We start from the raw sequence: 12,160 nt of genomic DNA, 5'->3' as shown, positions 1-12,160 counted from the left end.
CCCCAACCAGCTTACAGCCAGTTCTTGCGTTTGAAGTAGAGATAAGGTGCCAGCCCCGCCACGATCATCAACGCAATCGCCCCCGGATAGCCGAACGACCAACGCAGCTCAGGCATAAACTCAAAGTTCATCCCATAGCTTGAAGCCACCAGCGTCGGCGGCAGGAACACCACCGATACCACCGAGAAGATCTTGATGATGCGGTTCTGTTCAATGTTGATAAAGCCCATCGCCGCCTGCATCAGGAAGTTGACCTTCTGGAACAGCGATTCGTTATGCGGCAGCAGGGATTCGATATCGCGCAGCACTTCCCGCGCCTGTTCCAACTGGCTGGTTGGCAAACGCGCCTTGCGCACCAGGAAATTCAGCGCGCGTTGGGTATCCATCAGACACAGGCGTACCTTCCAGCCGATATCTTCCAGCTCGGCCAGGGTGGACAGCGCTTCATCATATTCGTCGCCCTGGTGTCCTTCCATAATCACCCGGCTGAGCTTTTCCAGATCGCTGTAGACGTTTTCAATCTCGTCGGCCAACTGCTCAATTTTGGTTTCAAACAGATCCAGCAGCAGCTCGTAGGCGTTGCCGTCCACCATTCTTATGCTGCGCGCACGCATCCGGTAAAGCCGGAAAGCGGGCAGTTCGCGTTCACGCAGGGTATACAGACGGCCATCGCGGATGGTGAATGCCACGGTAGAGTTGCCCGCGTGATCTTCGGCGTCTTCGTAGTAGAAAAAAGAGTGGATATGCAGGCCGTCATCGTCTTCGAAGAAACGGGCCGAGGCTTCGATATCATCCAGTTCGGGGCGTGTCGCCAGGCTTTGGCCCAACTCATTTTGCACGCGCTCGCGTTCGCCCTCCTCCGGCTCGACCAGGTCAACCCACAGCGACGAGGTCAAATCATCTGAGTCATCCAACTCAAGACGGGATAAGCGGCTGTTATCTAATTTAAAAGCGCTTAGCATGTGCCAAAACTCCCTAATGGTAACGGGGTAGACAACGCATTGAAGCACAGAAAGCGAGGGAAGTATGCAATACCGGCTCGTTCCAGACCATGAAGAGATCTGACTCGGAGCGACGCTGGGGAGGGTCGCCGACAACCACGAAGGGTATCAGCGCAATGGGATAGCCTTAGAAGTTGTACCTGGTGTCCAGGTCTGTGAGCCAGTATCTACTGGGTGTGTCCAAGGCGTGTGTCCTCATTGATATTCGTGCGCGCATGTTACGCCGAGAAGAAAAAGCCTGTCAACCGGTTAGGGTGGATAATCGCGCAACAATCCAGCACGCTCGTGGCTGGTTTGTAACACTCCCGCAACCTTGACCACGCCTGATGGAAAACCGCGTCGCGATCTCTGACCGCAGCCACGAATCTTGCTAAGATTAGCGCACAGAAATATTGCGGATTGACGACATGAAACAGATTACCGCCCACGACTTGACGACCATGAGCGAACAGGCAGCCACACTGCCACGCCTGCGTGCCCACCGTACCTTACATGAAGAGTTGAGCGATCCGGTGCAGCGCCTGGCAATTGCCATGGAGCCTGGCACCTATATTCGCCCACACCGCCACCCGCAGACCTGGGAGTTACTCACCCCGCTGCGTGGCCGTTTCGTAGTGTTGCAGTTCAATGACGAAGGCGTGGTCACCCAACGTACCCTGCTAGGCGAAGAAACCAAGGTGTTGGAGATGCCGGCGTTTACCTGGCATGCCGTGCTGTCTGTCGATCCGGGTGGCGTGGTGTTTGAAGTGAAGCAGGGCCCTTATCAGGCGCTTGGTGAAGAAGACTGTATGCACTGGGCTCCACCGGAAGGTGGCGAGGGGATCGAAGCAGTGATGCGCTGGTATGCGACGGCCAAAGTGGGCGATCGTTTCACACACTGAAGCCCTCACCCCAACCCTCTCCCACAGGGAGAGGGAGCTAGTTCGGTGCCGTAGTCGGATGCAATGTTCAGGTAAGTTTCGGCAATTGATAGCGAACTCGATCGGTCCCCTCGCCCTTTGGAAGAGCGGTTATGCGCTGGTATGCGACGGCCAAAGTGGGCGATCGTTTCACACACTGAAGCCCTCACCACAACCCTTATGTCTTGATCTTCTCCGCCTTAGCGGAGAAGATCCCCGACTGATCATCGGGAGATAGTTGGTGAGCTCCTCCTAACCCTAGTGCCTATGAGCCCGTGGGAGAGATTGTGCCCCAACTGTCTATTTCCCTGTCGCCTTGTAGACCGAACGGTATCCTGTGCCTATGAGCACCCACATATAAGGATGGTCCGGCGATAAATTACAGACATGGTTATGGAGTGCCATAATGCGCAGAACCCCTGTCGGCGTTGATATCGCCAAACTCAAGTTTGATGTCGCCGTACTGCTGGAAAATCAGAAGTATAAAACCAAAAAGTTTGCCAATACCCCTTCTGGATGCCGCGAGTTCGCGGCCTGGTTGAGCCGCTTTGGCGACTGTCATGTCTGCATGGAAGCCACTGGGAGCTACAGCACGGAACTGGCCACTTATCTGGCAGACAACAACTACCACGTCAGTCTGATGAACCCGGCGTGTATCCATTCCTTCGGCAATACAGAACTGACCCGGAACAAAACGGACAAAAGCGATGCAGCGATGATAGCCCGCTACTGCGCACTGCATCAGCCTGACCCGTGGTTCCCAGCCCCATTGAGCGAACGCCAGTTGACCGCGTTGGTCAGGCATCTTAAGAACCTGGAAGAGATGCGTCAGATGGAAGAAAATCGCCTGGAGGTGGCAGAAGCGGTCATCGTCCCTTCACTCAATGAACACATCGCCACGTTGGATGAACTGATACGAGAAACGAAGAAGAGAATCAGTCAGCACATCGATGATAACCCTGACCTGAAACGGGACAGCGAGTTGCTAAAAAGCATCCCAGGGGTGGGAGAGATGCTGAGCTCCAGCCTGCTGGCCTTTGCTGGAAACCTGCGTCGGTTCACCAGCAGCAAGGCCCTGGTGGCGTACGCAGGACTGAATCCACAGCGATGTGAGTCGGGGATGTTTAAAGGGAAAAGCCGGTTATCGAAAGTGGGACACAGTGAGCTACGAAGCGCGTTATACATGCCAGCGGTAGTAGCAGGCCAATACAATGTTGTGGTTAAGGACTTGACAGAAAGGCTGAAGTTGCGTGGGAAGTCGGGCAAAGAGAGAGTGTGTGCGGCGATGCGAAAACTGCTGCAACTGGCCTATGGTGTGGTGAAATCAGGAAAGGTATTTAATGCGGAAATACCGCTTGCCGGATAGCCGACAAGACGGTATCTCTCCCACAGGGAGAGGGAGCTAGTTCGGTGCCGTAGTCGGATGCAATGTTCAGGTAAGTTTCGGCAATTGATAGCGAACTCGATCGGTCCCCTCGCCCTTTGGGAGAGGGTTAGGGTGAGGGGTAATAGCGATGCAGAAAGCCAGACTAAACGCTATTTATCACCCACCGGCACGAACCCCGTTACACCGTTTCCAGCTTGGCGTAGGCTGCTACCAGCCACTTGATGCCTTCACCCTGAAACGCGATCTGCAACCGGCTGTGTTCACCGCTGCCTTCCAGGTTGACGATGGTGCCCTCACCAAACTTGGCATGGCGCACGCGCTGCCCAAGCTTGTACCCCGTATCGTTTTCACTGATCGGCGTCCCCATCCGGCGGTGGCTTACCGAGCGGGAGACGCTGGCCCGCAAGCGCACCTCTTCCACACAGTCTTCCGGGATCTCACCGATAAAGCGTGATGGCCGGTGATACACCTCTTTACCATACAGGCGGCGGGTTTCCGCATAGGTCAGCGTCAGCTTTTGCATTGCACGGGTCAGGCCAACATAGGCCAGGCGGCGCTCCTCTTCCAGGCGGCCACCTTCGTCCAGCGACATCTGGCTTGGGAACATACCCTCTTCCATGCCGACGATAAACACCTGGCGGAACTCCAACCCTTTGGCCGAGTGCAAGGTCATCAGTTGAACCGCGTCCTGATAGGCATCTGCCTGCCCTTCTCCCGCTTCCAGCGCGGCATGGGACAGGAAGGCCTGCAACGGCATCAGATCCTGATCTTCATCCTGATAGCTGTATTGGCGCGTGGCCGTGACCAGTTCCTCAAGGTTTTCGATACGCGCCTGGCCCTTCTCGCCCTTTTCCTGCTCATACATGATGAACAGCCCGGAATCGCGGATCACCCGATCGGTCTGCACATGCAGTGGCATTTCGGCGGTTTCGTGGGCCAGTGAGTCCACCAGCTCCAGAAAACGCTGCAGGGAGGACGCTGCACGGCCCGCCAGCACCTTATCTTGCAGCAGCGCACGCGTAGCCTGCCACAGCGTCAGCTGGCGGTCACGTGCCGCCTGGCGCACCACATCGAGGGTACGATCGCCAATGCCGCGCGTTGGGGTATTCACAACGCGCTCAAAGGCCGCATCGTCGTTACGGTTGGCGATCAGCCGCAGATAGGCCAGGGCATCCTTGATCTCCTGGCGTTCGAAGAAGCGCATGCCGCCGTAAATGCGGTATGGCATGGCAGTTTGCAACAAGGCCTCTTCCAGCACGCGCGATTGGGCGTTGCTGCGATACAGGATGGCACAGTCGTTCAGCGCGCCGCCGTTGTCCTGCCAGGCCTTGATGCGGTTAACCACAAAGCGGGCTTCATCCAGCTCGTTGAACGCACAGTAAATCGAGATCGGTTCGCCTTCGGCCCCTTCGGTCCACAGGTTTTTGCCCATGCGCCCGTCGTTATTGGCGATCAGGGTGTTGGCAGCCTTCAGGATAGTGCTGGTCGAACGGTAGTTCTGCTCCAGACGCACCGTTTCTGCACCGGGGAAATCCTTCAGGAAACGCTGGATGTTTTCCACCTGCGCACCACGCCAGCCGTAGATTGACTGGTCATCATCCCCCACGATCATCACGTTGGCCTTACCCCCGGCCAGCATGTGGATCCAGGCGTACTGGATGCGGTTGGTGTCCTGGAATTCGTCCACCAGGATATTGGTGAAGCGCTCACGATAATGATTGAGGATATGTGGCTTGTTCAGCCACAGCTCATGGGCGCGCAGCAGCAGTTCGGCAAAATCGACCAGCCCTGCACGATCGCAAGCCTCTTGATAAGCCTGATAGATCCGCAGCCAGGTGGCTTCCACCGGGTTGCCGTAGCTTTCGATATGCTGTGGGCGTAGGCCGTCGTCTTTCTTGCCGTTGATGTACCACATCGCCTGGCGCGGCGGCCATTGCTTCTCGTCAATGTTCAGCGCCCGCACTATGCGTTTCAGCAGGCGCAACTGGTCTTCACTATCCAGGATCTGGAAGTCCTGCGGCAGGTTGGCGTCCATATGATGAGCACGCAGCAGGCGGTGTGCCAAGCCGTGGAAGGTGCCGATCCACATGCCACCCTGGCTGGTGCCAATCAGGTGTTCGATACGGTGGCGCATCTCTGCCGCCGCCTTGTTGGTGAAGGTCACCGCCATGATGGAGTACGGCGAGCAGTTCTCCACCGCCAGTAGCCAGGCAATGCGATGCACCAGCACCCGTGTCTTGCCGCTGCCTGCACCGGCCAGCACCAACAGGTTGCTGCGTGGCGCAGCCACGGCTTCACGTTGTTTATCATTCATGCTGTCGAGCAGGTCGGAAACGTCCATAGGCACCATTGATTGGTAAAGGGAAAACCCGCTTCCACGCGCTTTCCACTGGGAATTTATACAGAGTTCTGCTGGGATTATAACAATGCTGTCAGCGATGCCAACTGCGAAATCTCAATATGTGGTAGCAGGCGGCTGTCAGCTACCTGCATCAGGCTGCGCTGACGGTCGTTGATCCAGCAGGCCTGCAGGCCCGAACGCAGCGCCCCGGCAACGTCGGTGGTCAGGTCATCCCCGACGTGCAGAATTTGTTCTGGCTCCACGCCCAACCTTTCCACCGCCAGTTGATACATATCCTGATACGGCTTGGCGCGGCCATCTGGCCCGGAGCGCAGCACAAACTGGAAGTATTGCTCCAACCCGCACTGGGCCGGATCGGCATTGCCATTGGTGATCGCCACCAGCGGATAACGTTGCCCCAGCGCCCGCAAGGTAGCGTGAGTGGCTTCCGGCACATCGATCCGGCTACGCCACAGGGCAAAGTTCTGCATGGCAGCATCCGCACCGATGGACGCTTCAGCATCGCGCAGCCCCTGACGGCTCAACGCCAGGTGGACCGCCCGCCAGCGCCATTGGGTAACGTCGTGGTAAATCTCCGGATCCTGTTCACGCAGTTCCTGCCGCAAACGGTGGAAATCCGCCGACTGAAAGTGGCTCAATCCCGGATGGTAGTTCTGCAAAAAGGCCACCGACTCATGCTCGGTTTGCTTGATCACCGGACGGTTGTCATACAGCGTATCGTCCAGATCGAAAGTCAGCGCGGCCAGTGGGCGTAACGGACGGTAAAAGTGCATCAGGATTTCCCTCGTTTGGCGCGTGGATGCGCGGCATCGTACACGTTCGCCAGATGTTGAAAGTCGAGGTGGGTATAAATTTGCGTGGTGGTCAGGTTGGCGTGCCCCAGCAGCTCCTGCACCGCGCGCAGATCGCCGCTCGATTCCAGCATATGGGTGGCAAAGGAGTGGCGCAGCTTGTGCGGATGGATATGGCTGTTGACGCCCTGCTTGACGCCCCACTCGGCAAAACGTTTTTGTACGTTGCGCGCCGAGATGCGCTTGCCCTGATTGGAGAGGAACATGGCATCATCCTGCGGCGCAAACAGATCGCGCAGCGCCAGCCAATGTTCCAGCCAGGTGACCGCCGTACGGCCTATCGGCAATTTACGTTCTTTGCTGCCTTTCCCCAGCACCCAGATCTCACCGCCGCCCAGATCGACATGGCGACAATCCAGCCCCACCAGTTCAGCCAGACGCAGCCCGGCCCCGTACATCACTTCCAGCATCGCACGATCGCGAACCGCCAACGGATCGTTGAGATCGATGTTCAGCAGTTGGTTCATTTCGTCGACGTCGATATTCTTCGGCAAATGACGGCCACTGCGCGGGGTGCGGATGCCTTTGGCGGGGTTGGCGCTTATCACGCCCTGGCCGACCAGCCAGTCCAGAAAACTGCGTAATGCGGAGAGGCGCAGCGCCAGGCTGGAAGACTGCAATCCGGCGCGCTTACTGCGGGCTGCCAACTGACGCACTCTGGCGGCATCCAGCATCGGCCATTCGCTGATGCCCAGCTCGCTTGCCATGGCGATCAACGCCTGCAGTTGGCGCGAATAGCTGATCTGAGTCAGTGGGCTGAGTTGCCGCTCCACCTTTAAATAACGCAGGAAAGCGTCCACCGGCGACTGCAGGTTGGCCGCTACGCCGGTCATGCGCGTTCTATCCAGCGTTCCAACAGTTTTGGCAACATACGTGCCAGTTGGCCGAGCATCACGGTGCCCATCCCCTGTTGATAATGTTGAGTATCGCGGCTGCTGAAGATCACCATGCCGAGATCGCCCTGCTCCCCGAGCAATGACAGCGCCACGGAGCCAACCTGTTTGGCCTGCGGCAGCAACAGCAGCAGCTCGGGGCCATTAAGGTTGCCGAGGTAGTGATAGCGATCGCCCAGGCGTTGAATACGCAGCGGCTCAAACGCCGAGCGCGTCAGGCCAAGATGGGTGAAATCCGACGGTGCACCAATATTCCAGCGATCGGCAAACAGGCGGATATTCGCCCCTGCCAGCCCAAACCCGCGCGCCCAACGCTGCAAGCGGTTGAGCATATCCTGCAGGCTGCTGGCGGTGGCCAGGTCGGCCTGTAGATGCAGCAGGCTGCCAAACAGCGATTCATTGGCGCTGGCCTGCTCCATCAGCAAGGTGATCTCTTCTTCCAACTGGGTGATTTGGTTGCGCTGACGCGCCAGATGCCATTCCACCAACGATACCGTGCCCCGCACCGGGTGAGGCACTCGCATCTGTTCAACCAGCCGAGCATTGCGCATAAAGAAGTCCGGATTCTGCATCAGAAATTGCATCACCGTGTCATCATCAAGCTCAACGCCCGTGGCTATTCGATCGTCAACCTGCTTCATAGATGAATAAATCCGTCATAAACATGGGTGGCCGGGCCGGTCATAAATAACGGCTCCCCTGGCCCCTTCCAGCGAATATGCAGGCTACCGCCGGGCAGTTCGACATGCACCTCTTCCGCCAGTAGCTCTTGTTGAATGCCCACCGCCACGGCGGCACAGGCACCGCTGCCACAGGCCTGCGTTTCACCGGCACCGCGCTCATAAACCCGCAGTTTGATGTGCTCACGGCTCACCACCTGCATAAAGCCGATGTTGGCGCGTTCCGGGAAGCGATCGTGCCCTTCCAGTACCGGACCCAGCAGCTCTACCTTGGCGGTTTTCACGTCGTCTACCTGCAATACACAGTGTGGGTTACCCATTGAGACCACGCCGCACAGCACCGTATGTTCCGCCGCGCGCATGATGTAGGTTTTTTCCGCTTTGGTGGCGCGAAACGGCACGATCTGCGGATCAAAATTCGGCTCGCCCATATTGACGCACACCAGATCATCATCGGTGACGCTCAGGATCATCCGCCCGGTCTGGGTGCTGACGCGGATATCACGCTTGTTGGTCAAGCCTTTCAAGCGCACAAAGCGGGCAAAGCAGCGGGCACCGTTGCCGCACTGGGCCACTTCGCTACCGTCAGCATTGAAAATGCGGTAATGGAAATCGAGTTCGGGATCGTACGGCGGTTCTACCACCAGCATCTGGTCAAAACCCACGCCCAAATGCCGGTCGGCCAGACGGCGGATCAGCTCTGGTGAAAAGTAGACGTTCTGTGTAACGGCATCGACCACCATAAAGTCGTTGCCTAAACCGTGCATTTTGGAGAACTGCATATCATACTCCGCTATCTGGACGACGTACCGTCTGATATTTATGGCGGCATCAGCCACCATAAATGCTCATTACTGGTTGCTCATCGACGGCTGCTGCTGAGTGCCAGCGGGTTCTTGTTGGTTTTTGCTCACGGTACCGACACTGGTCACCGGCTGCTCTGCCGGTTTGTCCTTCGGCGGGAAATACAGCGGGCCCTTCAGGCCACAGCCAGAGAGCCCGGCCAGCAATACGGCCATCAGCGCATAGCGTAGTTGTTTTTTCATTTGCATTAATGCCTGTAATTCATGCGTCCAAGCCCACTATAATCGCAGGTGGATCATGAAAAGCAATAGGAATGATTATGAACGATAGCGAGTTTCACCAGTTGGCCGACCAACTGATGCTGAATATTGAACAGACTCTGGACGATTTTGATGGTGATGCGGATATCGATTACGAAACCAACGGCGGGGTGATGACGCTAAGCTTCGAAAACGGCAGCAAGATTGTGATCAACCGTCAGGAGCCGTTGCATCAGGTGTGGCTGGCCACCAAGGCCGGTGGCTATCACTTTAACTATCGTGACGAGAGCTGGCAGTGCGATCGCAGCGGCCGGGAGTTTTACGAGTTGCTTAGCGAGGCGGCCAGCACCCAGTCCGGCGAGACGCTCAGTTTTAGCTGAGTTTTGCAGAGGGCGCAAGCGACTGCGCTCTCAAGCATTAATGCAGCTGGAACTGTTGCTTCAGAGGCTGTGCGGCATTGCCATCGGCAACCGTGATACACAGGTTCGACAGCGCATTGCTGCGGAATGGGATCACCTGGGTGCGGCCATCGAGATGGACTATCTGATAAAACTGCGGCAGGTTGAAGTTGATAAAGCTGGAGCCGTAGGTAAAGCGATCGTGTGAGGAGGAATAGAAGCGGCTGACGTCGCGCACCAACTCCTCTTTGCTCCCTTCACAATGGTGATAAACCTCAACCCGGTTCGACTCATCCAGAATGTAAATATTGAAGCCTTTATCATCCGTGGTGTCTTCAAAGAAGAACTGGATGATCCCCTCGCTGGCAAAACCATCTACCACCGGTGGCAAATGCACCTGATCGGTTTCAACCTTGATCGACAGGCCATGCAGTTTGTTGTTGGAGATCGCTCCGTAGAACTCCACGGCGTTTTCAAGCTTCTGCACCGACACGCTCAGGCGTTCGAAGAACAGGCCCCAGGTTTGCCCGGCCACACGCACCGCTTTAAACCGGCCCGGCTCCAGGCGAGTGCTGGAAAGACGCAGCTCGATACACTCGGAAACCAGCTGTTGGATGCGGGTACGGATCAGGCCACGTAAGTGCTGGCTGTAACAGAACACCTCCACCGATTCCGGCGGTGCAGCATCCTGATGCATCTTGCCCAGAATGGTCTTCAACGCTTCAAGCACCGACTGCTCACCGCTGAAATGCAGCGTGCGCACTTCGTTCCATGAGTTGCGATACAGCAGATCGATACTGCCAACCAGGCATTGTTGCTGCTGGCCAAAGCTGAATACGTCCAGCTTGCGGAAATCGAAATGCACCACCTGATTACGGAAGGCCGCCGTCGGGTCGTTTTCCAGGTTGACGATAATCGCCAGATGGCGGATTTCGCACGGGCTGTAGAGCGCTTTCGGCGTCGGAGCGGCCAAGCGCAGCGGGAAATGGTGCGACACGTCGGTAACCAGTTCCTGCAGTTTGGCGGTGTCGCAGATATTGCCGCTCTTGATATGCAAGCGGGTGCGCGAAGTAAGCAGGCCGTTGAAATAGGCCCAAGCCACCAGCTTGTTGAGATAGCGGTTATATTCCAGCGGCTGATGGCTGACGATCGAGCTCATCTCCGGTGCCTGGTTATACAGGTACCAGCCGGTGCGGTTGGCGCGGCCAATCGGCACGTGAATAAAGGTCAGGTCGTTTTCTGACAGGTCTGGTGAAATTTGCGGATTCACCAGCGTCACCTTACCCGGCAGTGCCTCAAAGGCCGCGTACAGTTTACGGGTCAACACCCCGATATCCTGCGGGCTGGCACTGACGCTGAGGTTGTTGCGGCGAGCGAAGCGGATCAGGTTGCGATAGCTTTGCATCATCGCATCCAGCAGTTCGTTATGGGCTTCGCGCACCCGTTCGATCTTCCAGTTAGCCCGGTTATCGAGGATCTCCAAGCGCTCTTCGTCCCAGCCCCACTCACTGACCAGTTGGCTGAGGATTTCCCGCCGCCAACCGATAGTGGCGTTGTTGGATTGCGACAGCTTCTCGCAGACCTTCAGATAGAAACAGCGGCGAACCAGGTCAAGGCGGGTGGTATCGTTGATTTCAGTCAGGTAGTGGGTGACGCGCTCCAGCATCATGCAATAGGCATCAAGGCCAAAGCAGACGATCTCCCCCTGGTGCAGACGATGTTTGATCCCCATCGCCAGCAATTGAGTTTTCGGGTATTCCCATGAATAGGCTTCGAGCAGCAGCGTTTTCAGCACCGCCTTGTAGGGCGAATCAATGCTCTTATACAGCTGCCACAGGCTGGCACCGAAGTACTCTTCGGCAGAGAGCGTACTCAATCCGCCGAGATCCAGCCACTCATTCGGGGTTAATACCCCCTGGGAATAGAGCGAAAGCACATATTCATCGTAATGCGCTTCCTCTTCGCCCGGCACCATGTTCCACAGGATACGTTTCCCTGCCAGGCGCACGGCCGTGCGGTAGAACTCATCAAGCAACAGAATATGTTGGGTTGAGCCGCAGTCTTCACCGCCCAGGCTACCGCTTTCATTATGGCGGAAGCGGTTTTCGTCGATCAGGAAGAAGCTGACTTCCACCCCCATCGAGGCAGCCCATTTCTCCAGCAGGCTGCATTTTTGCTGCAGGCGGCTGCGTTCTTCGTTGTCTAGCCAAGATTGGTGGCAAACCCAGATATCCAGATCGGAGGTGCAGCTCTGGCCGATCGAGGAGGTGCTGCCCATGGAATAAAGCGCCGTAATCGGCAGTTCGCCCGTGGCCATTTTTTCAAACGGGCTACCCCATTTGTCTTCTAGATCATTGAGATAGGCTTGTTGGGTTTCATCAGGCGTGTAGATACAGATGCCATGGGGAACGTTACCGTTGAGGTAGCCCGGCATCAGTGGATGATGGTGGTGCAATAAGGTAGGCAGCAGACTGTAGACCCGTTGGAACGCGGGCTTCATGGCCGCCAGGGCACGATCGACACGTAGTTGGTTGATCGCATCCAGTCTTTGTTTCAGTGTCTCGATGTAGAGGTACAAGACGTCTCGCCTGATTATCCCGATGCTTGAAAAAAACCCGTATTCCC

At 56.7% G+C, this 12,160-nt stretch carries 12 protein-coding genes; 3 read left to right on the top strand and 9 right to left on the bottom strand.

All coding sequences use genetic code 11. The features are described 5' to 3' along the window. Nucleotides 1-11: 11 nt before the first annotated feature. On the bottom strand, nucleotides 12-962 hold the full coding sequence (corA, locus tag ACX9GU_RS01700) for a magnesium/cobalt transporter CorA (protein ID WP_024484663.1): 951 nt from the start codon (nucleotides 960-962) through the stop codon (nucleotides 12-14). A gap of 166 nt (nucleotides 963-1,128) precedes the next feature. Beyond that, nucleotides 1,129-1,200, bottom strand: a complete 72-nt coding sequence (gene ysgD, locus ACX9GU_RS01695; RefSeq protein ID WP_363136375.1) for a YsgD/CorL family protein — start codon at nucleotides 1,198-1,200, stop codon at nucleotides 1,129-1,131. A gap of 208 nt (nucleotides 1,201-1,408) precedes the next feature. Between ysgD and ACX9GU_RS01690 the strand changes: the two genes are divergently transcribed. Next, nucleotides 1,409-1,882: a WbuC family cupin fold metalloprotein gene (locus ACX9GU_RS01690; RefSeq protein WP_223664929.1), complete on the top strand. Its 474-nt coding sequence runs from the start codon at nucleotides 1,409-1,411 to the stop codon at nucleotides 1,880-1,882. A gap of 424 nt (nucleotides 1,883-2,306) precedes the next feature. Beyond that, nucleotides 2,307-3,266, top strand: coding sequence for an IS110 family RNA-guided transposase (locus ACX9GU_RS01685; protein WP_473192326.1), 960 nt, complete (start codon nucleotides 2,307-2,309; stop codon nucleotides 3,264-3,266). A gap of 199 nt (nucleotides 3,267-3,465) precedes the next feature. Here ACX9GU_RS01685 and uvrD read toward each other — a convergent pair whose 3' ends face one another. The 6 genes from uvrD to lptM form a co-directional block, all read right to left on the bottom strand. Beyond that, entirely contained in the window at nucleotides 3,466-5,628 is a 2,163-nt protein-coding gene (gene uvrD / locus ACX9GU_RS01680) for a DNA helicase II (RefSeq protein ID WP_021181533.1), read from the bottom strand. A 77-nt stretch (nucleotides 5,629-5,705) separates the two neighbouring features. Then, nucleotides 5,706-6,422, bottom strand: a complete 717-nt coding sequence (gene yigB / locus ACX9GU_RS01675; RefSeq protein WP_422527372.1) for a 5-amino-6-(5-phospho-D-ribitylamino)uracil phosphatase YigB — start codon at nucleotides 6,420-6,422, stop codon at nucleotides 5,706-5,708. Beyond that, a complete protein-coding gene (xerC, locus tag ACX9GU_RS01670; RefSeq protein ID WP_473193669.1) occupies nucleotides 6,422-7,333 on the bottom strand; it encodes a tyrosine recombinase XerC in 912 nt (303 codons plus the stop codon). The genes yigB and xerC overlap by 1 nt, the downstream gene beginning before the upstream one ends. Beyond that, complete coding sequence (locus ACX9GU_RS01665; protein ID WP_121608102.1) at nucleotides 7,330-8,034, bottom strand: DUF484 domain-containing protein; 705 nt, start codon at nucleotides 8,032-8,034, stop codon at nucleotides 7,330-7,332. Before ACX9GU_RS01665 ends, xerC begins: the two co-directional genes overlap by 4 nt. After that, nucleotides 8,031-8,855 (bottom strand): diaminopimelate epimerase, encoded by an 825-nt coding sequence (gene dapF, locus ACX9GU_RS01660; RefSeq protein WP_021181537.1) that lies wholly within the window; start codon nucleotides 8,853-8,855, stop codon nucleotides 8,031-8,033. Before dapF ends, ACX9GU_RS01665 begins: the two co-directional genes overlap by 4 nt. Nucleotides 8,856-8,924: 69 nt before the next feature. After that, entirely contained in the window at nucleotides 8,925-9,119 is a 195-nt protein-coding gene (gene lptM, locus ACX9GU_RS01655) for an LPS translocon maturation chaperone LptM (RefSeq protein ID WP_438690247.1), read from the bottom strand. Between the two features lie 77 nt (nucleotides 9,120-9,196). Between lptM and cyaY the strand changes: the two genes are divergently transcribed. After that, the gene (gene cyaY / locus ACX9GU_RS01650) at nucleotides 9,197-9,517 is read left to right on the top strand and encodes an iron donor protein CyaY (RefSeq protein ID WP_473193668.1); all 321 of its coding nucleotides are present in this window, start codon (nucleotides 9,197-9,199) and stop codon (nucleotides 9,515-9,517) included. A 37-nt stretch (nucleotides 9,518-9,554) separates the two neighbouring features. Here cyaY and ACX9GU_RS01645 read toward each other — a convergent pair whose 3' ends face one another. Further along, nucleotides 9,555-12,113 carry a class I adenylate cyclase gene (locus ACX9GU_RS01645; protein ID WP_024529532.1) on the bottom strand — a complete coding sequence of 853 codons (2,559 nt, stop codon included), beginning with the start codon at nucleotides 12,111-12,113 and terminating at the stop codon, nucleotides 9,555-9,557. Nucleotides 12,114-12,160: the final 47 nt, after the last annotated feature.

The organism is Serratia sp. K1WW1 (assembly GCF_055790865.1).
This window is presented reverse-complemented; position numbering and strand designations above follow the sequence as displayed.

Coding starts and splice junctions, on each gene's coding strand:
- corA (WP_024484663.1), bottom strand. CDS start 962: ATGCTAAGCGCTTTTAAATTAGATAACAGCCGCTTATCCCGTCTTGAG.
- ACX9GU_RS01690 (WP_223664929.1), top strand. CDS start 1,409: ATGAAACAGATTACCGCCCACGACTTGACGACCATGAGCGAACAGGCA.
- ACX9GU_RS01685 (WP_473192326.1), top strand. CDS start 2,307: ATGCGCAGAACCCCTGTCGGCGTTGATATCGCCAAACTCAAGTTTGAT.
- uvrD (WP_021181533.1), bottom strand. CDS start 5,628: ATGGACGTTTCCGACCTGCTCGACAGCATGAATGATAAACAACGTGAA.
- yigB (WP_422527372.1), bottom strand. CDS start 6,422: ATGCACTTTTACCGTCCGTTACGCCCACTGGCCGCGCTGACTTTCGAT.
- xerC (WP_473193669.1), bottom strand. CDS start 7,333: ATGACCGGCGTAGCGGCCAACCTGCAGTCGCCGGTGGACGCTTTCCTG.
- ACX9GU_RS01665 (WP_121608102.1), bottom strand. CDS start 8,034: ATGAAGCAGGTTGACGATCGAATAGCCACGGGCGTTGAGCTTGATGAT.
- dapF (WP_021181537.1), bottom strand. CDS start 8,855: ATGCAGTTCTCCAAAATGCACGGTTTAGGCAACGACTTTATGGTGGTC.
- lptM (WP_438690247.1), bottom strand. CDS start 9,119: ATGAAAAAACAACTACGCTATGCGCTGATGGCCGTATTGCTGGCCGGG.
- cyaY (WP_473193668.1), top strand. CDS start 9,197: ATGAACGATAGCGAGTTTCACCAGTTGGCCGACCAACTGATGCTGAAT.